The following is a 24,494-nucleotide window of genomic DNA, read 5'->3' as shown; positions in this document are numbered from 1 at the left end:
CTCATTTCAATTATCCAAATTATATTTTGTTATAACGGATAAAAGCAAACTATATTTTACAATTATTTATTTTTGTGAGAAGCCGCGAATGTTTGTACAATGCTAAAACCAGTCTCATCGATAGCATAGGTTAACTTATCAATTTTTGATGTAAACACGTTGTACATTACAATTGATATAGCCGAAGTACCGATACCTAAAGCTGTATTGATAAGCGCCTCAGAAATGTGAGTTGAAAGTTCTGATTGGTTTGGAGCACCAGATGCACCCAATGTAGCGAACGCACCGATCATACCGATTACCGTACCTAACAGACCGGTTAATGTACCGATTGATACCAGGGTAGCGATGATGGTTAAGTTTTGCTCTAACATCGGCATTTCTAAAGCGGTAGCTTCTTCAATGTCTTTCTGGATAGCTAATGCTTTTTGGTCAACGTCCATAGTCTGGTCAGCTTCCATTTCGCGGTATTTTTTCAAACCAGATTTGATAACGTTTGCTACAGAACCTTTTTGTTTGTCGCACTCAGCGCTTGCGCCGTCGATGTTACCCGCGTTAAGTAAAGATTGGATCTTCCTAACAAATGCATCTACATTACCTGTACCTGATGCCTTGCCGATAACTACAAACCTTTCAATTGAAAAAACGATAACCATTAACAGGTACGACATGATGATAGGTACAATTACCCCACCTTTATGTATAGTACCAAATAAATCGCCAGGGTTTGGATCATTCTCTGGGTTACCGCCTTTAAAGTGACTTGGGTGACCTAAGATGAATATAAAAATACAAATTGCCACTACTATACAGATAGGAATGGTCAAAGTTGCAAATGCGCCTGATGCACTTGAGCTTTCTTTAACAGGAGTAGTTGGTTTTGTTGGTGCGTTTGCCATTACTTTTTAATTTTTAGTTTTCGTTTTGTTTATAATATAAGTTAATAAAAAATGTGTGCGTTTTTAGCGAATAACAAAAATAGAATTTAAATGAAATAAAAAAACTTTTTATGTAATTCTTTATAATAATTTAATATACAGCTTTCAGCGTTCTGCAAATTGGTGATTACTTAACGCTTTAAAACAGAAAAATTGTCTGTCAGGCAGACAATTTTTTACAATGAAACCCATTTTTTTTAATAATAGCAAGTTATAACACATAAAAAATGTGTAACTAAACTGATATAATCGCGTCTAACTACACTGTTTCGGCTACGTTTGGCCCTGCGTTTATAATATCTGCGGTGCTGTACGCGGCATATTTTTCAAAATTCTTAACAAACGCTGCCGCCAGCTTGTTTGCACTGTCTTCATAATTTTCCGGGCTGGCCCAGGTGTTTTTAGGATCAAGCACTTCATCGGGTACGTTGGGGCAGCTTTCAGGTATCATCATATTAAATACCGGGTGCTGGTGGTACTGTACATGATCAAGCCCCCCATTTATTGCGGCGGTTATCATGGCCCTGGTGTATGAAAGTTTCATGCGCTGCCCGGTTCCGTAGGCGCCACCGGTCCAGCCGGTGTTTACCAGCCACACATTCACCTGGTGCTCTTTTATCTTTTTGCCCAGCAGTTTGGCGTAGGTAACCGGGTGCAAGGGTAAAAAGGCTTCGCCGAAACAGGCAGAAAAGGTTGCTTTAGGCTCGGTTATACCGGTTTCTGTACCTGCTATCTTAGCTGTATATCCGGATATAAAATGATACATAGCTTGCTCGGCCGTTAATTTTGAAACCGGCGGTAATATGCCAAACGCATCGGCAGTTAAAAAGAATATGTTTTTTGGCGATGCCCCTATTGACGGTATAACGGCGTTGTTTACGTTAGATAACGGATATGCAACTCGCGTATTTTCGGTTTTATCTATATTATTAAAGTCAACCCTGCGCGTACCCGGATAAAAATTAACGTTCTCAAGCAGTGCGCCATATTTTATAGCACTGAATATTTGCGGTTCTTTTTCGGCCGTAAGGCCCGAACATTTGGCATAACAGCCGCCTTCAAAATTAAATATGGTGTAATCGCTCCAGCCGTGTTCGTCGTCGCCTATCAGGTTGCGTTGCGGATCGGCAGAGAGTGTGGTTTTGCCCGTACCCGATAAACCAAAGAAAACCGCGGTATCGCCCTTGCTGCCCGTATTGGCCGAGCAGTGCATAGGCAGTACCTGTTTATCGTACGGCAGGATAAAGTTTAACACCGAAAATATCGCTTTCTTGATCTCGCCGGTGTAACCCGTACCGCCAATCAGTATCATCTTTTTGCTAAAGCTGATGACCGAAAAATTCGGCTGCCTTGTACCGTCAACTTCGGGGTCGGCCATAAAGCCCGGCGCGGCAATTATAGTCCACTCCGGCTGATTTTCGGGGTTAATAACCTCCGGGCGAATAAAGAGGTGGTGGACAAACAGGTTTTGGTAAGCGGTTTCGGTTACTACACGTATATCTATATGGTATTTTTCGTTGGCACAGGCGCATGAGTCGCGCACAAAAATCTCCCGCCCGGCCAGGTAACTGGTCATCTTATTATATAAGGCGTTAAACTTTGCACCGTCAAACTTAAAATTGATGCTTCCCCACCATACATTATCATGGGTAATATGGTCATCAACAATAAAACGGTCCTTGGGCGAGCGGCCGGTAAATGCGCCCGTATCAATGGCAAGCGCACCGGAGTCGCTCAAAACGCCTTCGTTCCTTTTTATTGCGGCTTCAACAAGTTGTGCTGGGGTTAGCTGATATAAAATAGCAGGGGCCTTTGCCAGGTTAAGATACCCTAATTGGGGTACCCGGTTATTCATACTTTTCATTAAGAAGATTGATTTATAATTGGTTGCCGCAAAATTACCTGTTTGATACACTAAGAAACAAGTGTTTTGCAGTATTTATTTACATAATGTACGTTTTACACACTACATAAATCATTAATAATCAATTGTTAATGTTAGTAATTATTTTTTATGTCAATACACTAACCTCCGGCTTTTTTTGCCTTGTAGCCATCTGTTTGCAGCATGGTTAGCACCTTATCCCTGAAATCACCCTGCAGCAGTATCTCGCCATCCTTAACAGAGCCGCCTACGCCGCACCTGGTTTTCAGTTTTTTACCGATGGCCTCCAAATCGGCGTCAAGCCCGATAAAGCCATTAACGCGGGTGACCAGCTTATTGCCTTTTATCCGGTCTAAAAATATTTTAAGGTTTTGTTGCTGTGGCGGCAGGGTCTGCTGTTCGTTACCGCCTTCCTCCTGGTACTGAAAATCAGGATCTGTTGAGTACATGATGCCCGTAAAATTCTTCTTTGCCATAGTAGCCCCTATAAATGTTCCCCTGTTCAGGGTACACCTGTTAATATGTTTATTCGTTATTTTTAACCCTAAAGGGTGGCCCTTAATTTTTATACCCTCCGCCAACAATAACTTTTAGCGCATTGGGTACTATATCTATCTTTATATCTGTACCGGCGTCTTGTGGTTCGCCATCCAGGTGAATGGGCCCGCTTTGAGCACGGGTAATATGAATATGCTTCCCTTTAATGATCTCTACAAACTTCGAGCTATCGGCGGTTTTGGTAAACATGCGCAGCCCCATTTCGGGGAAGCGCCAAAGCGGGAAAGGTTTAATGATACATACATCCAATAAACCATCCTGCACCGATGCATGCGGCGATACATGCGCATTGTTGCCATATTGCGATGAATTGGCCGTGCTCAGCATAAACGCTTCGCGGGCGTATGTGATCCCGTCTATCTCTATCTGGTAATCTTTGGCCTTATAGTTAGCTATCTCCTTTAACGACGATTTGAAATAGCTGATAAAGCCGCGTTTTTCGCTACCATGCGCAAACACATGGCTTATATGGGCGTCAAACCCCATACCCGCCATGTTAAAGAACCATTGTCCGTTCATTTTGCCGGCGTCGATTGTTATAATCCGGCCGGCGTTCATCGTTTTAAGGGCGCCTTCGGTACCCATTGGTATATTCAGAAACCGCGACAGTCCGTTGCCCGATCCAAAGGGGATAATACCTAAAATCGTATCTGTTTCGGCAATTGCCGATGCTATTTCGTTCACGGTACCGTCGCCCCCAACGGCAACAACAACTTCGTACTCGCCTACCGCCGCCCTGGCAAGGTCGTGGGCATGAAAAATCCCGGTAGTATATTCAATATCGTACTCAAAAATAGCCGGGTCAAGGTACTTTCCCACAAGCTCCGGCACACCATCCTTTTTCTTCCCGCCCGATACCGGGTTTATTATAAATAAAGCTTTCCTTTTCAACTATATGGGTTTCAGTCGTCAAAAGTAAATGTATTTTCGGCTTTGTGAAAAATTGTTTTATTTTTGCCACCCGAAAGTGGACTGATTTAACGCCCTCCGAAATTGGGAGGATCGTATTGCAACCACGTAAAAAAGTGCTAACCCTGCTCCTTTTACAACGTTTCAGATAGAACTTTCACCTTTCGATTTACGTTTATTTAAAATAATATGCCATACTTATTTACATCCGAATCCGTATCAGAGGGGCATCCGGATAAAGTTGCCGATCAGATATCGGACGCATTAATTGATAATTTCTTAGCATTCGACCCGGAGTCGAAGGTAGCCTGCGAAACATTGGTAACAACCGGGCAGGTTATTTTAGCCGGCGAGGTTAAATCAAAGGCTTATTTAGATGTACAAAAAATTGCCCGCGATGTAATCAACCGTATTGGTTATACCAAAGGCGAATATATGTTTGACGGCAGTTCGTGCGGTGTATTATCAGCTATTCACGAGCAATCGCCTGATATTAACCAGGGTGTCGACCGTAAAGCCAAAGAAGAGCAGGGCGCCGGCGACCAGGGGATGATGTTTGGCTATGCTACGGTAGAAACAGATAACTATATGCCTTTGGCTTTGGATATTGCACACGCTTTATTAGTAGAGCTTGCCGCTATCCGCCGCGAAAATACCGATATCAAATACCTGCGCCCGGATGCGAAATCACAGGTTACGCTTGAATATGACGACAACAACCAGCCAACCCGCATAGATGCCATAGTGATATCAACCCAACACGATGACTTTGGTGATGAGGAGGCTATGCTGTCAAAGATCAGCAGCGATATTGTTGATATCCTGATCCCGCGTGTTAAGGCTAAATATCCAAAGTACGCGCATTTCTTTAACGACCAGATCAAATATCATATTAACCCAACCGGCAAATTTGTTATCGGCGGGCCCCATGGCGATACCGGCTTAACCGGACGTAAAATTATTGTTGATACTTATGGCGGTAAGGGCGCGCACGGTGGTGGTGCATTTAGCGGCAAAGACCCGTCCAAAGTTGACCGCTCTGCTGCTTACGCTACCCGCCACATTGCCAAAAACCTGGTAGCCGCCGGTATTTGCAGCGAAGTTTTGGTTCAGGTATCATACGCTATTGGCGTGGCACAGCCTATGGGCATTTACGTAAACACTTACGGCACTGCCAAAGTTGGTTTAAATGATGGCGAAATAGCTAAAAAGGTTGAAAGCATTTTTAATATGACGCCATACGCCATTGAAACCCGTTTTAAACTACGTAACCCTATTTACAGCGAAACCGCTGCTTATGGCCATTTCGGCCGCCCTAACGTAACGGTTACCAAATCGTTCCGTGCGCACGACGGCAGTATTGTAACCCGCGAAGTGGAATTGTTTACCTGGGAAAAACTGGACTATGTAGACAAAGTAAAAAGCGCTTTTGGTTTATAATAACCAATTGACTTAAAATAAAAAAGACACGCTATTGGAGCGTGTCTTTTTTTATGCTTGTTGCTTTTTCGCTTTCTGGCGATGATAATACCGGGTAGCCTTATCCACACTGCCACATTCCAGCGGGTTACACCACCGCCGGGTATGGGTGCGGCTTTTATCCAGAAACAGCCAACCGCAGGCCGGGCATTCTTTTACGTACCTGCCTTCGGGAGCCGTTAAAATGTCGTATGCCGATTTAATTACCTTCCACAATGGGGCTACAATATTATCTTCGGTATTTTGCCAAAACTCTTTTAACCCATCTTTCGAGTTATCAAAGCCAATGTGCTGCAGGGCCTCTGCCAGCAATTCGTTAAAGCCACCTAAAACATCCTTATCTACCGGCATACCCGAGGCCCTGGCCGAAAATACTTTATACAACAGTTCGCGTGCTATCATAACATGATGATAGGCCGTAATAGCCGAAGCCGGCGCATGTTCTGTTATACCCCTAAACATTTTCAACTCTTTTGGGCTGATGATATTTAACTTAACGCACCACTGTAAAAATGCCTCGTAATTAGGTATATACTCATAAAACACCTCCTTTTTACGCGTTTGTACGGTATTTACAAAATCAAGGCAAAGCAGGCCCCCGTCTAAAGGTAAATTAGCTATATTTCTAACCTTACTCATTGCTATATCAAATATATAATGTTTTTACCACCAAAAATATTATAGATAGTAAAAACATTATCACTTTTACCAGCGTTACCACTTATGATAGTAAAAATTAAATAGTTTTGGTGATGAAAAAAAAACTGGTTTCGCCGTTACTGGTAGCGTTCGCGTTTTTTAACATATATATCATTTGGGGGTCAACCTACCTGGCGGTTATTTACGGGCTTAAAAGCTTCCCTCCATTTATATTGGTAGGGTTACGTTATGCTATGGCAGGCATCATTCTTTTTGGGTGGTGCAAGTTTAAAGGCGAAACCCTGCCCCCGTTCCGTAACCTGTGGCGCCATGCCATCAGCGGTACCATGATGCTGGTTGGCGGCACCGGTATGATAGCCTGGGCCGAGCAGTATATCAGCTCGGGGCAAGCCGCTATTTTGGTAGCTACCGAACCGCTGATCTTTTTACTACTCGACCGGAAGAACTGGTCTGAATACTTTTCAAACAAATACATCCTTAGCGGCCTTATTATCGGCTTTGCCGGCATATTCCTGTTTCTTAAACTTGGGGTAGCGGTAGTAAACCCATCACCTATGGCAACTATTGCCAGCGTGGTGGTGTTATTCAGCGCGGTTCTTTGGGTGCTGGGGGCGTTAATCACCAAAAACAGCAAGGGCAGCAGTTCATCTACTATGAACGCCAGCATACAATTATTAGCCGCGGGTGCTGCAAGCGCGGTTATAGCATTTGCGAAACACGAGCAGGCGGGCTTTTCATTTGCTAATGTAAGCGCCGAAGCATGGGCAGGATTACTGTTCCTGGTGGTTTTCGGATCGCTGGTGGCTTACCTTTCATTTGTATGGCTTATCAGCATAAAGCCGCCGGCTATAATAAGTACCCACACTTACGTAAACCCCGTTGTAGCGGTACTATTGGGCTGGTTACTCATAAATGAGCGGGTAAACGCCGCGCAGCTGATAAGCCTGATTGTAATTTTAGTTGGAATACTTTTGGTTAATTTACCCGCATACTTAAAGGGCAAACGCTCCGACTAATGCATAAGTTACCGAGGCGATAAATGTCTATACATCAACCAATATACTTTCGCTAAATTTTTGTGAAACCGTTTTCTGGTCTTTTTCATCGATGCAGATCGTAAGCGAACCATCGAACGGGATCCTTTCTATTACCCGGATTATTGTGCCGATTTTAATTTCAAGCTTTAGCAGGTATTGTAAAAACTGGGCTGAGGAATCTTTTACCCCAACCACGCGGCAATTGCATCCTGCGGGGGCATTAACAAGCGTTGTAGCGTGCTGCTTGGGAATTTTACCATCGGCTTGGGGTATAGGGTCGCCGTGCGGGTCATATTCCGGGAATCCCAGGAATTTGTCCAGCCTGTCGGCCAGCGATGCATCGTTAATGTGTTCCAATTCCTCCGCAATATCATGTATCTCGTCCCAATGGTAGCCTAATTTTTCCATCAAAAAAACTTCCCAAAGGCGGTGCCTGCGTACAATAAGGGCGGCATGTTTGTGCCCCGTTTCGGTCAGCTCTACACCTTTCCTTTTATCATACACTATAAGGTGCTTATCGGCAAGCTTGCGTATCATATCAACTACCGATGCCGGGCTATTACCAAGCAGCGCGGCAATTGCGGTTGGTGTTATTTTCTTCCCTTTATCCTGCCCAAGCCGATAAATACATTTCAGGTAATTCTGTTCTGATAAAGTATGCATCGCTTTCAAATATCAATAGCGTAACGAGAAGCCGACAAAATACACCTTATCAGCTTGTTTATTAAGGCCGTAGTTTAAGCCGGCATCAATGTTAAAATTATTTGTGACCGAAAATATCAACCCGCCATTTGCATAGGTATCTGTATTCTTTTGATAAGAATTGTAAATAGCGGCGCCTTCTACAAAACAATCCAGCTGTTTAAAGATGGAACGGCCAAAAGTAAGGGAATATAAAAACTCGGTATGGCGGCGGTTATCTTCTTCTTTTACAACGCCAACACCTACCTGCGTACCCAAATTCAGCTTCTCAGAAAGTTTTAACGCGAATGGCAATACAACCCCGCCCTGTATGCCATTATCCTGAAATGATGAGGTAGGCAATGTTATATACGGCAATATAGCAAAAGCGGTATTGCCGCCTGCATTTCCCCACAAATTATATTTTACCCGAAGCGTAAGGTCATCAAACCCTGATGTTTTGTCTATAACACGATTGTTTGCCACATCTTTAACAGTAGTGGTTACATAGGTAGGCACAACTAACTGTATATCCATATTTTCGGTAATCCCCAGTTTAAAATTGGCAACGTTGTATGCATTTTGTATGCTTTGCACGCCATTGCTTTTATTGCGCGCTTGTTTAAACAGATCGCTCTCTACCTGAAAATGGCCCGCTTCTACGGTGTAGGCGCTTTCGGTAACGTCGGGCCTGTCGGTTTCCATGTCTTTCATCCTATCCCTCGGGACCGGGTTGAATAAATTGTATTTATGCCGGGTGGTGTCCGTCTGTCCGTACGTAGCACTGCAAGCAAGCGCCATAAAGGCTGCCAGGGTTAGGTATTTTCTCATATCAAGACAAATATAGCAATGTTAGCCTATCCAATAAATATTTATTAGGTTAACCTAATTATGTAATTTATTATACTTTTTGATTTTTTGCGTAAAGAGTACCAACTTCGCATTCCCGTATCGGACTAAATCATCCCGATAGCTATCGGGATTAATCGGTATAATCAATTATAATCTGTGGAATTCAATTACAATATTAAAATAGCCGGGGAACTTTCTATAGGCAGCAAACAGGTAAGTGCAACCATTGACCTGCTTGATGAGGGCGCAACCGTACCTTTCATATCCCGTTACCGTAAAGAAGCTACAGGCAGTCTTGACGAGGTACAGGTGGCCGCCATCCGCGACCGCCTGCAGCAACTGCGCGATCTGGATAAACGGCGGGACGCTATCCTTAAATCGCTGACCGATATGGGCAGGCTTACACCCGAACTGGAAAAGCAAATAAACGCTGCCGAAACCATGATGCTGCTGGAGGATATTTATTTACCCTATCGCCCAAAACGCAAAACCCGCGCAACGGCCGCCCGCGAAAAAGGCCTGCAGCAGCTGGCCGATGCTGTTTTGGCTCAAAAGAATTTTGATGTTGAACTGGAAGCGGGCAAATTTATCGATCCGGAAAAAGGCGTAAACAATATTGAGGAAGCACTTGCCGGCGCGCGTGATATTATTGCCGAGCACATTAGCGAACATGCCGAAACAAGGGCTAAGATGCGCCACTTATTTACCGAAAAGGGCGTTTTTGAGTCGAAAGTGGCACCGGGCAAAGAGGAAGAGGGCATTAAATACAAAGATTATTTTGATTGGACAGAGCCCGTTAAAACAGCCCCTTCGCACCGCATACTGGCCATGCGCCGCGGCGAAAAGGAAGAAATACTTTACCTGGATATTAAACCGGCCGAAGAGGACGCGATCGCTTTGCTGGAACGTGAGTTTATCACCTCGCGTAATGCAGCAGCCTCGCAAGTTAGCCTGGCTATTGCCGACGGGTACAAGCGCTTGCTTAAACCATCGATGGAAACTGAGATACGCCTGCTTACCAAAAAGAAAGCCGACGAAGAAGCGATACGGGTATTTGCAGAAAATGCGCGACAGTTATTGCTGGGCGCTCCGCTTGGTCAGAAAAGGATAATGGCCATCGACCCGGGTTTCCGTACGGGTTGTAAGGTAGTTTGCCTGGACGAACAGGGAAAACTATTAGAAAACACTGCCATTTACCCCCATACCGGTGCAGGGCAGGCCAAAGAAGCCGGGAAAACCGTTCAGCACTTATTTGAGCGATACAACATTGAAGCCATCGCTATAGGCAACGGCACCGCCGGCCGCGAAACAGAACTGTTTATACGCAACCTTAACCTGCCGGGAGCAACCGTTGTTATGGTAAACGAAAGCGGGGCTTCCATCTATTCGGCATCTGATGTTGCCCGCGAGGAGTTCCCGGATAAGGACATTACGGTACGCGGGGCGGTGTCGATCGGCCGCCGGTTGATGGACCCGTTGGCCGAATTGGTCAAGATAGACCCGAAATCCATCGGTGTAGGTCAGTATCAGCACGATGTAGACCAGAATAAATTACAAACATCGCTTGACGACACGGTTATCAGCTGTGTGAACGCTGTGGGTGTGGAACTTAATACCGCATCAAAACAAATATTGGCGTATGTATCGGGCCTTGGCCCGCAACTGGCGCAAAATATTGTAGAGTACCGCAACCAAAACGGCGCTTTTAAACGCCGCGACCAGTTAAAAAAAGTTGCCCGGCTGGGCGATAAAGCCTACGAACAAGCGGCAGGTTTTTTACGTATCCGCGAAGCAGAAAATCCCCTGGACAGCAGCTCGGTGCACCCCGAGCGTTATGCCCTGGTAGAACAAATGGCCAAGGACCTGAAATGTACCGTACAGGACCTGATGCGCGACAATAACTTGCGTAAATCCATCCCATTGCAAAAGTATATTTCAGATACGGTTGGATTGCCTACGCTAAATGACATTATTGCCGAGCTGGCCAAACCCGGCCGCGACCCGCGTGAACAGTTTGAAGCATTTAGTTTTACGGAAGGTGTTAATGCCATTAACGACCTGCGCGTGGGCATGAAACTGCCTGGCATTGTAACCAACATTACCAACTTCGGCGCCTTTGTAGATATCGGCGTTCATCAGGATGGCCTGGTGCACCTGAGCCAGATAACCAACCGTTTTATAAAAGACCCTAACGAGGTGTTAAAAGTGCACCAAAAGGTTGAGGTAACCGTTACCGAAGTGGATGTTAACCGCAAGCGCATTTCGCTATCGATGAAAGAGGGTGAAAAACGCGAACACAGCGGAACTAAACCCCGAGATCAAAAACCGGTTCAAAAAACCTTTACAAAAAAGGCACAGCCCGAACCTGAAATGGATATGACGAGCAAACTTGCAGCACTTAAAAATAAGTTTAAATAGAATTGCTTTGTATAATTCAGCGTTCTGCCGCATACCAGAATTTAAGGCTTACAGCGTGGCGGGTGCCTCGCCCCGCTGTAAGCCTTAATCTATCCTGATGATCAAAACCGAGACTTATAATGCCATATTACAGTGGCTTATTCCGGGAACACTGATCATACTGCTTAACCACCTTAATGGGTAGTTTTGGCATTTCGCTTTGACCGCATTTTAAGGTTCAGCATCTCAACCAGTATCGAGAAAGCCATTGCGAAGTAAATATACCCTTTAGGAATATGCTGCTCAAGCGCCTCGGCTAACAGCGATACGCCAATTAATAACAAGAACGATAGCGCCAGCATTTTTACAGTTGGGTGTTTGTTCACAAAATTGGCTACACCGCTTGATGCCCACATCATAATACCTACAGCTATTACTACCGCAGCTATCATAATTTCTACGTGCTTGGCCATACCAACCGCAGTAATAACTGAGTCGAGCGAGAAAACGATATCCAGCAGCATGATCTGAACAATGGTTCCCCAAAACGAATGCGGTTTAACATTTCCTTCATTTTCGTCTTCGCCTTCAATTTTGTGATGTATTTCGGCAGTGCTCTTATATATAAGGAACAAGCCGCCGATAATAAGGATCAGGTCGCGGCCCGAGATGGCCAGCTTTTCTACCCATTCAGGGTCGGTAACGCCCAACATGCCCGAAATGTTGAACAACGGCGCGGTTAGCTTCATAACCCAGGTAATGGTAAGCAGCAACAATATGCGGGTTATCATTGCCATTGCCAGGCCTATCTTACGGCCCTTTTCCTGCTGGTTCCTTGGCAGTTTATCTGATAATATGGATATAAATATCACATTATCAATACCCAGCACTATCTCTAAAACGGTTAGCGTTATCAGCGAAACCCACGCTTCCGGGTCGGTTAATATTTCCATTCGGTGTAAACTTTTTCAGGGCTAAAATAGCAAAACCCCTGCCGTTATGGCAAGGGTTTTAAATTTATGCTTGATCAATAGTTTTTAATAGAACTTTACATCGGTATAACTGGCATTAATGGCAATTTTACCATCGCTGTTACTTTTCCCTATGTACCCTTTGTAGGTTTTTGTTGACGACCATCCGCGCTCACTGTCGCTTGGTGATTTGTCGGTAACTTTCATCCTGTCGTCATCATAGTTAAAGCCGCCAAATTTGGTAACCACATCAAAATTAAAGCTGTTGGCCTCCTTAAAATCAAGCTTTATTTTTGTGAACGATGCATTGATGGTAAGATTGCGTACCGATTTGTCAATCGATCCGATATCAAAGCCGTTACCATATTTGATATTTACGTCTACGTTGTTTTTTAGCTTATCTACGGTCATGCCTCCAAAAGATACATCGGCGTTAACATTGCTTACCGTGCCGGCTTTTAGCTTGCCGTAACCAATATCCAGCTTGCCGCCATTAAAGGTAACCAGGGTAGCATCCCCAAACCTCACCTTTACATCGTTATCCTTATTTAAAAGCTGTTGAGCATTCAATGCCCCATACGACACCCTTAATATGGTTTTGCCGGTCAGGTCGGGCAGGGTAACGCTGCCAAACTGGTTGGTAAGATCTAATGTATTCCCGGCGGGCATGTATACGGTGTAATTTATTTCCATATGGGTGTTGCCATGGCTGTTGGTATTACGGGGCAGGTTAGTTTTAAATGATACGATTGAACCTACCTTGCTATCGCTGATGCTTGAGCCTTCTATCATCTTGTTCACAAAATCCTCATCTTCCGACCCAAACTTCATTTGTACATCAACCTTAAATTCGTTTTTGGCCCAGGTGTTAACCACTACTTTACCAAACTTGTTGTTGATCTGCAAAATATCATTCCCATCAGCGCTGTAGCTTTTGCTGTAATTTTTTACCTTTTCGGTAATCTGGCCGCTGGCAACCTTCTGCTTGTATTCATCATCGCTGAAGTTGTTATTGAAGCTTATGCCATCCATGTTCTTAAACCCTTCGGAAAAATTGGGCGATAGCTCGCTAAAGCTCCCGGCAAAGTTTTTTCCAAAATCCCGGAAATTTTTACCGAAATCTTTAAAGTTTTCTTTGAAATTTTTGTCAAAATCTTTAAAGGCAAACTTAAGATCCGCGTTTTGCTTGAATTTCATTTTGCCCATCTTCACCTTCAGGTCCTTCATTTTTATTTTAAGGTCGGCCATGTTTTTCTTAAAGGCTTTATTCTCCTTAAATACATAAACTTTGGGTGGGGCGGGTGGGGCGGGCGGGGCCACAACAGAGTCCTGCGCTGCTACGGTAGTGTTTAAGGCCAGTGCCGCGAAAGCCGCAAGCAGGCTGTGTTTAAATATCCTTGTTTTCATTTTGATGATCCTTTTTACTTTGGTTAAATTGTTCAATTACGCTCAGTTGCTGATTAAGCACCTCTGTTTGTATTTGCAAGTTCCGGATCATTGCACGTAAAACACGCTCCTGGTTAGGGCTGGTGGCTAAATCTATATTTAGTTTTTTGTAGTTGGCGTCCATTTTTTTCAGGTCGGCAGTAAACTCATTGTAAAGCTGCGGGTCAAATTTGGCAACCAGTTTTAACCTGGTGCGCTTGCTCTCTATCATCGATGCATAATGCATTTGTTGCCTGGCATAAGTGGGGTTAATATCGGCCAGGTTTACGGTTGCCGTATGCTGGCTTTTTAGGTACACAGCGAAACCTAAACCCATAACTACGATCACCGAAGCGGCTACCTTTAGTACAAAACCCAGTGAAAAGGTTTTTGCTTCGCGCTTTTTTGGCGCCGCTTCCTCCCATGCATCCAACTCCCTGGCAATATTGTTCCAGATATCGGCGCGTGGCTCCAGGTCGTCAAATTCTTCCCTGTTGCTGCTCATAAAATCTTCTAAACGCTTGCTCATTTTCTAATTCCCTTTCTTAATAATATCTCGCTCAATTTTCTTTTAGCCCTCAAAAACTGCGTTCTTGAGGTGTTTTCTGTAATATTCAGTATCTGCCCTATTTCCTCGTGATCATACCCTTCTAAAAGATAAAGTGATAATACCACCCGGTAACCTTCGGGCAACTCCTTCATGGCTTCTTTTACCTGTGCTACCTGGTATTGCACGTCTTCATCATCCCAGGGTTCTTCGTCGGGTACATTATCCAGTTGCCCGTCTTCTATTTCAACAAACGCTAACTTCCTTTTGCGCAAAAGGTTTATAGAGCGGTGCACAACAATTTGTTTTAACCATAAACCAAAGGTTGTTTCCTGCCTAAAATCCTTCAGTTTATTGAAAGCATCCGTAAAGGATTCCTGCAAAACATCTTCCGCCTCGCCAATATTGCCCACAATCCTAAAGGCGACGTTCAACATCGCTTTAGCATATAATCGATACAATTCATAACAGGCCTTTTTACTTCCCTGTTTACACTCAACCACCAGGCTATAGTGTTTATCTACATATACGGCTTCCAAATTAATGACAGGTTTCACGTTAAATGACGCAGGGTATTTAACAACGTTGCACGATGGGAAGAAAAAAAATGCCTGAAACCGAATTTTTAAGAATTAATTGATATACAGAATTCTGCCCTTTCAAAATTCCGCTAAAGTTTCCGTTCAGAGAGATACGTGCTTATCGCATCAACAGCGTTTTTGTACCGGTCGTCCCCGGTGCCCGATATCACCACATAACGGGCGTTTAACGCCTGCAATTCGGTGTGCCATATCTGCATAAAATGCTCGCGCAGGTGCGGGAAATCGCGTAGCGGGTCGTCCTGCCAGGGCAGGTCGATATCCAGTAAGAGGTAAAGGTTGTATGGGTGTTTTGGCAATTCGTTAATAACTTGTTGAGGCGCCTGACCAAATATCTGGTCGCTCCATATCTTTACGGTAATAAACGTGGTATCGCAGATAAGTATCTTATTTGCCTGAGGCAGCAACTCCGCCTCTAACGCAAGCTGCCCGTAAAACATGTTTATCTCGTCTTGCCAGGTGGGGGGCGCGGTTAGCTTTTCGCAATACCTGCGCGCATACTCAGGCACCCAAACCGTTTGGTAATACTTAGCCAAATAAGCCGACATATGCGATTTACCGGTAGACTCCGGGCCAACAACGGCTATTTTTGTTATTTCGGATGTCGAACTTTCGATTTCGGATTTGATCATCAATTTCTTGTTTCTTGGATCTTACTTCTTGTTTCTTTCCGGCCTCTTATCCAGTCTTTTTTCCAGTCGAGATATCCCATCAGCGCAATGGCTACGTATATGGCATACATCAGGGCCGTAAGGTGAAGGTCCTTAAAAATATATACACCCACATATACAACATCTACAAAGATCCATATCAGCCAGTTCTCGAGCACCTTACGCGCCAAAAACACCTGGGCAACCAGGCTGCAAGCGGTACAAAAACTATCAAGATACGGGAATGAGGCCGGCGTATATTTTAATAACGAGCCGAGTAAAATTGTAAATATAATTATGGCTGCTGCAGATATGGCCACTTCTTTTTTTGTGATGCGGGCAACGGGAATCTTCTTTTCGTTTGCCGGCCTTCGGCTCCAGTACCACCATCCGTATATATTCATGCCCAAAAAATAACCCTGCAGGCCCATGTCGGCAAAAAGGCGGGCTTCAAAAAAAATGAAGACGTAGATTGTTACGCTGATAATTGCAAACGGCCAGTTCCAGATATTATTTTTTGCGGCGAGGTACACGCAGAGCAGCCCGGTTATAACCCCGGTTATTTCGAGCCAGGTTTGATGCTGCCACCACTGCTGCAGGGCGTGTACGATTTGCATGCGGTAAAGATATAAAAAGCAGGCCTCACCCCAAACCCCTCTCCAAAGGAGAGGGACTTAAGATGAGGCTTTTTTAACCCTCTCCTTTGGAGAGGGCAGGGTGAGGCTTTACCAGATCTTTACCCGTTTATCGGGATCTAACCACATTTTGTCGCCTTTTTTAACGCCGAATGCTTCATAAAATTCGGGCACATCACTAAAAGGGCCGTTCACACGTAAAAAGCCGGGCGAGTGCTCGTTGGTTAGTATCTGGCTTAATAACGATTCTTTTCTATCCTGGCCCAACCACCCCATGGCGTAGCCTAAAAAGTAGCGCTGTATTGGGGTAAGGCTGTTAATAGTTTTACCTTGCTTATACTGGTCGGTTTTTTTAAAGGCATCAAGGCCGATAGCTATCCCTCCTAAATCTGCAATGTTTTCGCCTAAGGTTGCCTTTCCGTTGATATGCTGGCCATAAACGGTGTAACCGTTAAACTGATCGACCAGCATTTGGGCGCGCTGCGCAAACTTTGCAGAATCAGCCGGTGTCCACCATGCTTTAAGGTTCCCTTTCTCGTCGTATTGGCGGCCCTGATCGTCAAAGCCGTGAGTAATTTCGTGGCCAATGGTAGATGCCGCACCATAACCATAAACAACGGCATCGTCTATATTCTCGTCCATCGCCCATGGTAAAATAAATATGGCGGCAGGCAGTACAATTTCATTGTTCGACGGGTTGTAATAAGCATTATACGTTTGGGGCGTCATCCCCCATTCGGTGCGGTCAACGGGCTTACCCAGTTTATCCGCATTGTATTTATGCCAGTAGCTGTTGCCGCGCATCACATTTTGCGCGTATGGGCCGCGGGTTATTTCAAGCGACGAAAAATCTTTCCATTTATCCGGGAACCCTACCTTAGGGAACACCTTGGCAAGTTTGTTATGCGCTTTCTTTTTGGTTTCAGCGCTCATCCAGTCAAGCTTGTCAATGTGCTCACCAAATGATGTGCGTACAGCCTCTACCAGATCAACGTAGCGCTTTTTGGTTTTCTCGGGAAAGTATTCTTTTACAAATATTTGCCCAAGCACTTCGCCCATCAGGCTGCCTTCGGTATCCAGCACCCTTTTCCAGCGTGGCAACTGTTCTTTTCTGCCCGAAATAACAGTACCATAAAACCTAAAGCTCTCATCGCTAAACGCCTTGCTCAGGTAAGGGCTATAATCGTTAACGATGTTTTTGCGGATGTAGTTCTTCCAGTCGTTAACAGTAAAGGTTGTAAGGGCCTTGTTAACCGCACGATAATACTCGGGCTGGCCAACAATCACCGTATCAACCTGTTTAAAATCCATTTGCTCAAACGTTTTTTTCCAGTCAACAACCGGCGCCAGGTTGCTTAAACCAACCAGGGCCATCTTGTTATAATTATGGTATGGGTCGCGCAGGTCAACCAATTTGCGCGAACTATCAGCCAGGAATTTCTCTATGGCATAAGTTTTTTGCGTAGCCGCCCTGGCCGCTGCATCGTCAAGGCCTATCAGCTTAAACAAAGCGGGCAAGTGCTTTTGCTGGTAATCGTTACGTATAGCTGCGCTGTGCTCGTCTGTGTTGAAATAGTAATCGCGATTAGGCAACCCTATGCCCGACTGCGACAACTGCATCAATATCTTTTCGCTGTTGCGGTCGTCCTGCGCGGCATAAGCGCCAAACGGCGTTTGCACCCCGATGGTTTCCAGGTGCGCAAATTCTTCTATCAGCGTTCTCACGTCGGTTACCTTATCAACCCGGGCCAGTTCCTCTTTTAACGGGGCCAGGCCCTGCTTTTCAATGTTAACGGTATCCATGCCGCTGTAATAAAAATCGCCTATTTTTTGCGTGTTGCTGCCTTTAGCCGCATTGGCATTCAGTGCGTCTTCATTTATCTTTTTCAGTTTTTTGCGCAGGTCTTCCTGCACAGCGTTACCAATCCCCCAGGACGAGTAGGCGCCAGGTATCGGATTATTTTTTAACCAGGCGCCATTGGCGTACATAAAAAAATCATCCCCGGGCTTTACGCTTTTGTCGATGTTCTTTATCACCACATCATTCTCGGCGTACGTTTTATTTTTATCCTTACAGGCGCTTAGCAATAAGGCGCTCATGGCGCAGGCTGTAACAGCATGCAGGGTGTACTTTTTTATTATCATATTTACAATTTGTATTAAATAAAATACAGGGAGTGTATGGAAAAACAGAATGTTATGTTTTTCTGTACAGGCCTGTTTAGGTAATTTTCTCTAAAAATCAGTTTAAAGGGTGGTTAAACCAAAAAAATATCAAATTATTTATGCAACAAGAAAGTTACGTAGTTCTACGTGCTTTATAACCGGGCAAATGAAAATGCGCTGTCGAGTATGATTTACAAATCACTGTTAATCACGATATTACTAAATAGAATTTTTCTTTCAGATTAAAAACTTTCTCACAACCGCCGATTTCGCGTGCGGCTGCAAATAAACTTGCCGTAATTTATTTTCACGGATACGGATTTGTGGCTTATGTTTTGTTCAAAGTTAAACGGCCCTGCATACATCTTTGAAAATATATCATCTACCTGTGAAAAACTTTCAAAATTGATCAGGCTAAAACGAATTCTCAGTTGCCCAAGTTGAGATGAACATGTTCTTTTATTTTGGGTTTAATCAATAGTTTAAATTAATTAGGGGAAAAGGGAGCTTCAAAAAGGCTCTCTTTTTTTGTGCCGATATTTTTGCTATGCATGCATAATAATTATACCTTTAATTTTTATTTACCGTTATGCAATTTGAACTTACCGAAGAACACTTACTGATACGCCAGGCGGCGCGTGATTTTGCACAAACCGAACTTAAGCCCGGCGTTATTGAACGCGACGAGCACCAAAAATTTCCGGCAGAGCAGGTAAAAAAACTGGGGGAGCTGGGTTTTTTAGGTATGATGGTATCGCCGCAGTATGGCGGCAGCGGCATGGACGCCATATCGTATTCTATCGTTATGGAAGAACTATCAAAGGTTGACGCTTCAACCTCGGTAGTGGTATCGGTTAATAATTCGCTGGTTTGCTACGGTTTAGAAAAATATGGTACCGAAGCCCAGAAACAGAAATTTTTGGTACCCCTGGCCCAGGGCGAAAAAATAGGCGCATTTTGCCTGAGCGAACCGGAGGCCGGTTCGGACGCCACATCGCAGCACACCACCGCAATTGACATGGGCGATCATTACCTGTTAAACGGCACTAAAAACTGGATCACCAACGGCAGTACCGCATCTACCTATATTGTAATGGCGCAAACCGATGCCAGCAAGAAACACCGCGGCATAAACGCGCTTATAGTTGAAAAAGGGATGGAAGGCTTTACAGTGGGCCCAAAAGAAAACAAGCTGGGCATCCGCGGTTCAGATACGCATTCCCTTATGTTTACCGATGTTAAGGTCCCTAAAGAGAACCGCATTGGTGAAGACGGCTTCGGCTTCAAGTTCGCGATGGCTACGCTTGAAGGCGGGCGTATCGGCATAGCCTCGCAGGCCCTGGGCATAGCCTCGGGCGCTTACGAACTATCTGTGCAATATGCTAAAGAACGTAAAGCCTTTGGCAAACCCCTGGCCGACCTGCAGGCCATCCAGTTTAAGCTGGCCGATATGGCCACCGAGATAGAAGCTGCGCGCCTGCTTTGCTACCGGGCGGCATGGCTTAAAGATAATGGCCTGCCTTATGCGCAGGCAGCATCAATGGCTAAGCTTTTCGCTTCGGAAACCGCTATGCGCACTACAGTGGAAGCGGTGCAAATACACGGGGGCTATGGTTTTGTGAAAGAATACCACGTAGAACGCCTGATGCGTGACGCTAAAATCACCCAGATATACGAGGGTACATCTGAAATTCAGCGCATTGTCATATCGCGTGAAGTTTTAAAATAGTTGTGCGGCTTTTGCTACTTTTGAAAAAGTATATAAAGTTAGTAGACTATTTTTGCTATGATAAAAAGGATATTATTCAGCGCGGTACTGGTTACCGCGCTTACGCATATAACAGCAGCCCAAACTAAACTTAAACCTGGTATTTGGCGGGGTGCATTAATAACTGCAAGTGCGCACCAGATACCTTTTAATTTTGAGGTAAGCAACACAGCCGGCAAACAAGAACTGGCCATCATCAATAATACAGAGCATTTCAAAGTAACCAGCCTATCAGCCCGGGGAGATTCTATGTTTATACAGATGCCATTGTTTGATTCCGAATTCAGGTTGAAACAAGATGGCGATAGGCTAACGGGGCACTATATAAAGCATTTGGGCGACCGTGACGTACTCATGAACTTTACCGCGACGGCCGGTACGCCATGGCGCTTTTTTGAAACACCTGCCAAAACAAATTATAATGTTAGCGGTCGCTGGTCGGCAATTATTGGTGATTCCACCGGGCGCGACACTACCGTTGGCGAATTTAAACAGGCTGGGCAAAGGGTTACCGGTACGTTCCTGACCACCACCGGCGATTACCGATTTTTAGATGGCACGGTATCCGGCGATAGCTTGTACCTGTCGTGCTTTGATGGCGGGCACGCCTTCCTTTTTACTGCTAAGATCAGCGATAACAATACCTTAACCGATGGTAAGTTTTTTTCGGGCCTGACCGGTACAGACGTTTGGGCCGCCGTAAGGGACGAGAACGCTAAGCTGCCGGATGCGTATTCGCTATCCGCATTAAAACCCGGTTATAAAAAATTGGCTTTCAGCTTTAAAGATATTAACGGCAAGCAGGTTTCGTTAAGCGATGACCGTTTTAAAAATAAAGTAGTGATTGTTCAGATCATGGGGTCGTGGTGCCCAAATTGCATGGACGAAACCGCCTATATGGTTAATTACTACAAAAAGTACCGGCCTAAGGGCGTAGAGGTTATTGGCCTGGCTTATGAGCGCACCAATGATTTCGCCAGATCACAGCGTACGCTGGCGCAGTTAAAAAACCGTTTTGATATCCCCTACCCCCTGTTGATAACGGGCTACACCAGCAACAAGGAAGAAACTGCCAAAAGCCTGCCGGCACTAACCAAAGTAGTAGGCTTCCCCACCACCATCATTATCGATAAAAAGGGCGATGTACGAAAAATACACACCGGATTTAGCGGCCCGGGCACAGGTGAACATTACACCGCTTTTATCAGCGAGTTTGAAAAGCTGACGGATGACCTGCTGGCGGAAAGGTAGATACAACTACCTGTCATGCTGAGCGATAGCGAAGGATGACAAATTTGTTGGAAGGATTGATAAGGCCATTCGCCATCATAAGCAACAAGCTGCATAGTATTAAAGCCCAAATAAATGGTGGCAGTGGTTTGTCAGTACCTGAAATATTAAAATGCTGATTATCAGGCGTTCATGAATGTTCACGGTGTTCACGTGCGCCGAACGTGAACACTTCCGCTTAAAATTTACCCCCTCCTGCTGTTTCGGTTAGGGGTTCAAAAACAAACTTTCGCTTACATTGGGGATAATGCCTTTTTCCAATGCGGTATCAAACAGCAGCTTTACCGCCTTTTTGCCTTCCGCACCCAGATCGATCGAAAACTTATTTACATACAGGTCGATATGCTTGTACATTACTTCCTCGCTCATCTCCTGCGCATGCGAGCGGATGTACTCCAGCCCTGACTTTGGGTTGGCAAAAGCAAATTCTACCGAGCGTTTGATAACACGGTTTATTTTATGCTGAATATCTAAAGGTAAATTGCGGTTGGCTACAATACCACCAAGCGGAATGGCGCAACCGGTACGTTTTTCCCAGTAGTCGCCCAGGTCGATGATTTTACGAAGGCCTTTATCCTGGTAGGTAAAGCGGTTTTCGTGGATGATAAGGCCTATATCAGCCCCGCCATCCAAAACCGCGTTCTCAATATCCGAGAAAACAAGTTCCTGTTTGTTGGCAGCCTTTGGAAACGCCAGGCTCAATAAGAAATTTGCTGTGGTGTATTTGCCGGGTATAGCAATCAAAGGATCTACGATTTCAGATTTACGATTTATGATCTGCCCCTTCTCTAAATCCGAAACCGAGATTTCCAGATCTGAAATCAACAAAGGGCCAACGCCAAAACCCAGCGCGCTGCCCGCGTCCAGCAAAACATATTTATCTGCCGCGTAGGCAAAGGCATGATAGCTTAGCTTGGTGATATCCAGCTCGCCGCGAAACGCTTTCTGGTTAAGGGTTTCCACATCGTCATAAAACACCTCAAAGTCAAGCCCTTCGGTATCCATCTTGTGGTGTATCAGCGCGTCGAATATAAAGGTATCGTTGGGGCAGGGCGAAAAGCCAATAGTTAATTTCATTTGTTGTAAATAGTGTAATGCTTACAATGATTACGGACGGTTTACGGTTGTAACACTTGCAAACCGTTTAGCAGTTCTACCATAAAAGCGTTCAGATTTTTAACGGCAAGGCCTATCTTCCAATTGTCTTTATCCCGCTTTTCAACATAATTTGACACGGCCCTGATCTGCACACACGGGATACCCGCATGCTGGCATACGTAAAAAAAAGCTGCCCCTTCCATGCTTTCCAACTGGGGGTTTAATCTTTTTTGAACTTTTGCGATAGAATCGGGTTCGCCGTGCACAGTGTTTACGGTGATAGAACTTACCTGCTTCAGGTTCTTTAACAACGGAGATGTTTTTGAGCCTTTAAAGATATTAGCTATTGTTTGGGTAGCCCTAAATTCGCTTTCGCCAAGGCCCAGTACACTTACGGGTAAAAAAGAATCATTGTCTTCTGCACCAAGTTCCGACAGGTTATCGTGAACAACCTCTACCACGTCGCCCAGTTCAATGCTGCGGTCAAAACTTCCCGCTATACCAAAATTAATGGCCAGGTCGTATTGGTTTGCAGCAAGTTCTTTCCCCAGTGAATACGCGGTTGCTACCATACCCACACCTGTTATAAGCAACGTATTGCCGGCCGAGTTTTTTTGATCGGGGATAGTATATACGTTTTTCTTTTCTGCGTCCATAACACGAAACCCAAAATCCAAAACAAACCGCCCCACCTCCATACCGGTAGCTGCAACAAATAAAACTTTCATTCTTTGTGTTTTTTGACAGCTAAGATAAAACAACTCGCCTGTTTTTGTTTTGTATATTTGCACCATTAAATGTTATGATGATACATATTACGCGCAAAGAACATTTTAACGCAGCACACCGCATGTACCGCGAGGAATGGAGCGCAGAGAAAAACCAGGAAGTTTTTGGCAAATGCGCCAATCCCAACTGGCATGGGCACAACTACAATTTGTTTGTAACCGTAAAGGGCGAGGTTACCCATGCTACCGGCTATTTGATAGACCTGAAAGAACTTAAAACCATTATACACGAGTACGTCATAGAAAAACTCGATCATAAAAACATCAACTTGGATGTAGAGTTTATGGCAGGTATAATGGCATCTACCGAGTTGCTGTGCATTGGCATATTTAACCAGCTGAAAGGTCCTATCGAAGCCTATCCCGGTGTATTTTTACACTCGGTACGATTGTACGAAACAGAAAATAACTCGGCCGAATACTTTGGCGGATAACCCTAAACTATGATTGACGACCAAAATATTCCTGACCGGGACGAAGGTATAAACGGGTACCAAAAAATTGACCGGTACAACCCCGAGCTTATTCAAAACCTGTCTGCCAGTTATCTTGATGTATTAAAACAGATTGGTGAAAACCCCGATCGTGAAGGATTACTTAAAACACCCGAGCGTATTGCGAAAGCCATGCTTTACCTTACCCACGGGTACGACCTGGATGCAAAAGAGATCCTGAACTCGGCGATGTTTAAGGAAGAGTACAGCCAAATGGTGATCGTAAAGGATATTGAGGTGTACTCTATGTGCGAGCACCACATGCTGCCTTTTTTCGGCAAGGCGCATATCGCCTATATCCCAAATGGCTACGTAGTAGGGTTAAGTAAAATACCACGGATAGTTGACGTTTTTGCCCGAAGGCTTCAGGTTCAGGAGCGTTTAACCAACGAGATACGCGATTGCATACAAGAAACACTTAACCCATTGGGTGTTGGCGTGGTAATTGAGTGCAGGCACTTGTGCATGAGCATGCGCGGTGTGCAAAAACAAAACTCGGCAACTACCACATCGGCGTTTACGGGCGAGTTTTTAAAAGAAAAAACCAGAACAGAGTTTTTAAACTTAATTTCATCTAAGCTTAGTTGAGTTTTAAGTGATTAATGTTGGAGAGCCGTGATCTGATTGCGGCTTTGACTGATCGCTAAAAACTAACTTCAAATCACTA

General features: G+C 44.7%; 23 protein-coding genes. 7 read left to right on the top strand and 16 right to left on the bottom strand.

The window, feature by feature from the left end:
- Nucleotides 1–62 precede the first annotated feature (62 nt).
- The 4 genes from GWR56_RS05860 to GWR56_RS05845 form a co-directional block, all read right to left on the bottom strand.
- Nucleotides 63–899, bottom strand: coding sequence for a MotA/TolQ/ExbB proton channel family protein (locus tag GWR56_RS05860; protein ID WP_162430209.1), 837 nt, complete (start codon nt 897–899; stop codon nt 63–65).
- A 298-nt stretch (nt 900–1,197) separates the two neighbouring features.
- On the bottom strand, nt 1,198–2,802 hold the full coding sequence (gene pckA / locus GWR56_RS05855; RefSeq protein WP_162430208.1) for a phosphoenolpyruvate carboxykinase (ATP): 1,605 nt from the start codon (nt 2,800–2,802) through the stop codon (nt 1,198–1,200).
- A 161-nt stretch (nt 2,803–2,963) separates the two neighbouring features.
- Entirely contained in the window at nt 2,964–3,299 is a 336-nt protein-coding gene (locus GWR56_RS05850; RefSeq protein WP_162430207.1) for a translation initiation factor, read from the bottom strand.
- A gap of 82 nt (nt 3,300–3,381) precedes the next feature.
- Nucleotides 3,382–4,272, bottom strand: coding sequence for a diacylglycerol kinase family protein (locus GWR56_RS05845; RefSeq protein ID WP_162430206.1), 891 nt, complete (start codon nt 4,270–4,272; stop codon nt 3,382–3,384).
- Between the two features lie 207 nt (nt 4,273–4,479).
- On the opposite strand from GWR56_RS05845, the gene metK reads away from it, so the two are divergent.
- A complete protein-coding gene (metK, locus tag GWR56_RS05840; RefSeq protein WP_162430205.1) occupies nt 4,480–5,730 on the top strand; it encodes a methionine adenosyltransferase in 1,251 nt (416 codons plus the stop codon).
- A 51-nt stretch (nt 5,731–5,781) separates the two neighbouring features.
- Here the strand turns inward: metK and GWR56_RS05835 are convergent, their stop codons facing one another.
- The gene (locus GWR56_RS05835; protein ID WP_162430204.1) at nt 5,782–6,408 is read right to left on the bottom strand and encodes a CGNR zinc finger domain-containing protein; all 627 of its coding nucleotides are present in this window, start codon (nt 6,406–6,408) and stop codon (nt 5,782–5,784) included.
- Nucleotides 6,409–6,521: 113 nt separating this feature from the next.
- Between GWR56_RS05835 and GWR56_RS05830 the strand changes: the two genes are divergently transcribed.
- The gene (locus GWR56_RS05830) at nt 6,522–7,445 is read left to right on the top strand and encodes an EamA family transporter (RefSeq protein ID WP_162430203.1); all 924 of its coding nucleotides are present in this window, start codon (nt 6,522–6,524) and stop codon (nt 7,443–7,445) included.
- A gap of 27 nt (nt 7,446–7,472) precedes the next feature.
- Here the strand turns inward: GWR56_RS05830 and GWR56_RS05825 are convergent, their stop codons facing one another.
- On the bottom strand, nt 7,473–8,129 hold the full coding sequence (locus tag GWR56_RS05825) for a metal-dependent transcriptional regulator (protein WP_162430202.1): 657 nt from the start codon (nt 8,127–8,129) through the stop codon (nt 7,473–7,475).
- A gap of 12 nt (nt 8,130–8,141) precedes the next feature.
- Nucleotides 8,142–8,978: a transporter gene (locus GWR56_RS05820; RefSeq protein WP_162430201.1), complete on the bottom strand. Its 837-nt coding sequence runs from the start codon at nt 8,976–8,978 to the stop codon at nt 8,142–8,144.
- A gap of 177 nt (nt 8,979–9,155) precedes the next feature.
- On the opposite strand from GWR56_RS05820, the gene GWR56_RS05815 reads away from it, so the two are divergent.
- Complete coding sequence (locus tag GWR56_RS05815; protein ID WP_238395317.1) at nt 9,156–11,417, top strand: Tex family protein; 2,262 nt, start codon at nt 9,156–9,158, stop codon at nt 11,415–11,417.
- A gap of 173 nt (nt 11,418–11,590) precedes the next feature.
- On the opposite strand, the gene GWR56_RS05810 is transcribed toward GWR56_RS05815, so the two are convergent.
- The 7 genes from GWR56_RS05810 to GWR56_RS05780 form a co-directional block, all read right to left on the bottom strand.
- Nucleotides 11,591–12,349: a TerC family protein gene (locus GWR56_RS05810; protein ID WP_162430200.1), complete on the bottom strand. Its 759-nt coding sequence runs from the start codon at nt 12,347–12,349 to the stop codon at nt 11,591–11,593.
- A gap of 84 nt (nt 12,350–12,433) precedes the next feature.
- Complete coding sequence (locus GWR56_RS05805; protein ID WP_162430199.1) at nt 12,434–13,774, bottom strand: hypothetical protein; 1,341 nt, start codon at nt 13,772–13,774, stop codon at nt 12,434–12,436.
- Complete coding sequence (locus GWR56_RS05800; protein ID WP_162430198.1) at nt 13,755–14,321, bottom strand: hypothetical protein; 567 nt, start codon at nt 14,319–14,321, stop codon at nt 13,755–13,757. The genes GWR56_RS05805 and GWR56_RS05800 overlap by 20 nt, the downstream gene beginning before the upstream one ends.
- Complete coding sequence (locus GWR56_RS05795; RefSeq protein WP_162430197.1) at nt 14,318–14,878, bottom strand: RNA polymerase sigma factor; 561 nt, start codon at nt 14,876–14,878, stop codon at nt 14,318–14,320. The genes GWR56_RS05800 and GWR56_RS05795 overlap by 4 nt, the downstream gene beginning before the upstream one ends.
- 131 nt (nt 14,879–15,009) lie before the next feature.
- Nucleotides 15,010–15,570 carry an AAA family ATPase gene (locus GWR56_RS05790; protein WP_162430196.1) on the bottom strand — a complete coding sequence of 187 codons (561 nt, stop codon included), beginning with the start codon at nt 15,568–15,570 and terminating at the stop codon, nt 15,010–15,012.
- Nucleotides 15,570–16,205 carry a nicotinamide riboside transporter PnuC gene (gene pnuC / locus GWR56_RS05785; RefSeq protein ID WP_162430195.1) on the bottom strand — a complete coding sequence of 212 codons (636 nt, stop codon included), beginning with the start codon at nt 16,203–16,205 and terminating at the stop codon, nt 15,570–15,572. The genes GWR56_RS05790 and pnuC overlap by 1 nt, the downstream gene beginning before the upstream one ends.
- A 108-nt stretch (nt 16,206–16,313) precedes the next feature.
- A complete protein-coding gene (locus GWR56_RS05780; protein ID WP_162430194.1) occupies nt 16,314–18,368 on the bottom strand; it encodes a M13 family metallopeptidase in 2,055 nt (684 codons plus the stop codon).
- 610 nt (nt 18,369–18,978) lie between these two features.
- Here GWR56_RS05780 and GWR56_RS05775 point away from each other — a divergent pair.
- Complete coding sequence (locus GWR56_RS05775) at nt 18,979–20,118, top strand: acyl-CoA dehydrogenase (RefSeq protein WP_162430193.1); 1,140 nt, start codon at nt 18,979–18,981, stop codon at nt 20,116–20,118.
- A 57-nt stretch (nt 20,119–20,175) separates the two neighbouring features.
- Nucleotides 20,176–21,408: a TlpA disulfide reductase family protein gene (locus GWR56_RS05770; RefSeq protein ID WP_162430192.1), complete on the top strand. Its 1,233-nt coding sequence runs from the start codon at nt 20,176–20,178 to the stop codon at nt 21,406–21,408.
- 246 nt (nt 21,409–21,654) lie between these two features.
- Here the strand turns inward: GWR56_RS05770 and GWR56_RS05765 are convergent, their stop codons facing one another.
- Together GWR56_RS05765 and mqnB are read right to left on the bottom strand one after the other, a co-directional pair.
- The gene (locus tag GWR56_RS05765; RefSeq protein ID WP_162430191.1) at nt 21,655–22,524 is read right to left on the bottom strand and encodes a menaquinone biosynthesis family protein; all 870 of its coding nucleotides are present in this window, start codon (nt 22,522–22,524) and stop codon (nt 21,655–21,657) included.
- A 41-nt stretch (nt 22,525–22,565) separates the two neighbouring features.
- Nucleotides 22,566–23,273: a futalosine hydrolase gene (mqnB, locus tag GWR56_RS05760; protein WP_162430190.1), complete on the bottom strand. Its 708-nt coding sequence runs from the start codon at nt 23,271–23,273 to the stop codon at nt 22,566–22,568.
- 77 nt (nt 23,274–23,350) lie between these two features.
- On the opposite strand from mqnB, the gene GWR56_RS05755 reads away from it, so the two are divergent.
- On the top strand, nt 23,351–23,767 hold the full coding sequence (locus GWR56_RS05755; protein WP_162433122.1) for a 6-carboxytetrahydropterin synthase: 417 nt from the start codon (nt 23,351–23,353) through the stop codon (nt 23,765–23,767).
- 9 nt (nt 23,768–23,776) lie between these two features.
- Nucleotides 23,777–24,415 (top strand): GTP cyclohydrolase I FolE, encoded by a 639-nt coding sequence (folE, locus tag GWR56_RS05750; protein ID WP_162430189.1) that lies wholly within the window; start codon nt 23,777–23,779, stop codon nt 24,413–24,415.
- Nucleotides 24,416–24,494 lie beyond the last annotated feature (79 nt).

Origin of the sequence: Mucilaginibacter sp. 14171R-50 (assembly GCF_010093045.1) — a bacterium.
Classification (GTDB): domain Bacteria; phylum Bacteroidota; class Bacteroidia; order Sphingobacteriales; family Sphingobacteriaceae; genus Mucilaginibacter.
This window is presented reverse-complemented; position numbering and strand designations above follow the sequence as displayed.

Bases quoted from the DNA above. Each gene is read 5' to 3' on its own strand.
- GWR56_RS05755 (WP_162433122.1), top strand. From the start codon at position 23,351: ATGATACATATTACGCGCAAAGAACATTTTAACGCAGCACACCGCATG.
- metK (WP_162430205.1), top strand. From the start codon at position 4,480: ATGCCATACTTATTTACATCCGAATCCGTATCAGAGGGGCATCCGGAT.
- GWR56_RS05825 (WP_162430202.1), bottom strand. From the start codon at position 8,129: ATGCATACTTTATCAGAACAGAATTACCTGAAATGTATTTATCGGCTT.
- GWR56_RS05820 (WP_162430201.1), bottom strand. From the start codon at position 8,978: ATGAGAAAATACCTAACCCTGGCAGCCTTTATGGCGCTTGCTTGCAGT.
- pnuC (WP_162430195.1), bottom strand. From the start codon at position 16,205: ATGCAAATCGTACACGCCCTGCAGCAGTGGTGGCAGCATCAAACCTGG.
- GWR56_RS05780 (WP_162430194.1), bottom strand. From the start codon at position 18,368: ATGATAATAAAAAAGTACACCCTGCATGCTGTTACAGCCTGCGCCATG.
- GWR56_RS05810 (WP_162430200.1), bottom strand. From the start codon at position 12,349: ATGGAAATATTAACCGACCCGGAAGCGTGGGTTTCGCTGATAACGCTA.
- GWR56_RS05800 (WP_162430198.1), bottom strand. From the start codon at position 14,321: ATGAGCAAGCGTTTAGAAGATTTTATGAGCAGCAACAGGGAAGAATTT.
- GWR56_RS05850 (WP_162430207.1), bottom strand. From the start codon at position 3,299: ATGGCAAAGAAGAATTTTACGGGCATCATGTACTCAACAGATCCTGAT.
- GWR56_RS05830 (WP_162430203.1), top strand. From the start codon at position 6,522: ATGAAAAAAAAACTGGTTTCGCCGTTACTGGTAGCGTTCGCGTTTTTT.
- GWR56_RS05835 (WP_162430204.1), bottom strand. From the start codon at position 6,408: ATGAGTAAGGTTAGAAATATAGCTAATTTACCTTTAGACGGGGGCCTG.
- GWR56_RS05790 (WP_162430196.1), bottom strand. From the start codon at position 15,570: ATGATCAAATCCGAAATCGAAAGTTCGACATCCGAAATAACAAAAATA.
- GWR56_RS05770 (WP_162430192.1), top strand. From the start codon at position 20,176: ATGATAAAAAGGATATTATTCAGCGCGGTACTGGTTACCGCGCTTACG.
- GWR56_RS05805 (WP_162430199.1), bottom strand. From the start codon at position 13,774: ATGAAAACAAGGATATTTAAACACAGCCTGCTTGCGGCTTTCGCGGCA.
- GWR56_RS05860 (WP_162430209.1), bottom strand. From the start codon at position 899: ATGGCAAACGCACCAACAAAACCAACTACTCCTGTTAAAGAAAGCTCA.
- mqnB (WP_162430190.1), bottom strand. From the start codon at position 23,273: ATGAAAGTTTTATTTGTTGCAGCTACCGGTATGGAGGTGGGGCGGTTT.
- folE (WP_162430189.1), top strand. From the start codon at position 23,777: ATGATTGACGACCAAAATATTCCTGACCGGGACGAAGGTATAAACGGG.
- pckA (WP_162430208.1), bottom strand. From the start codon at position 2,802: ATGAAAAGTATGAATAACCGGGTACCCCAATTAGGGTATCTTAACCTG.
- GWR56_RS05775 (WP_162430193.1), top strand. From the start codon at position 18,979: ATGCAATTTGAACTTACCGAAGAACACTTACTGATACGCCAGGCGGCG.
- GWR56_RS05765 (WP_162430191.1), bottom strand. From the start codon at position 22,524: ATGAAATTAACTATTGGCTTTTCGCCCTGCCCCAACGATACCTTTATA.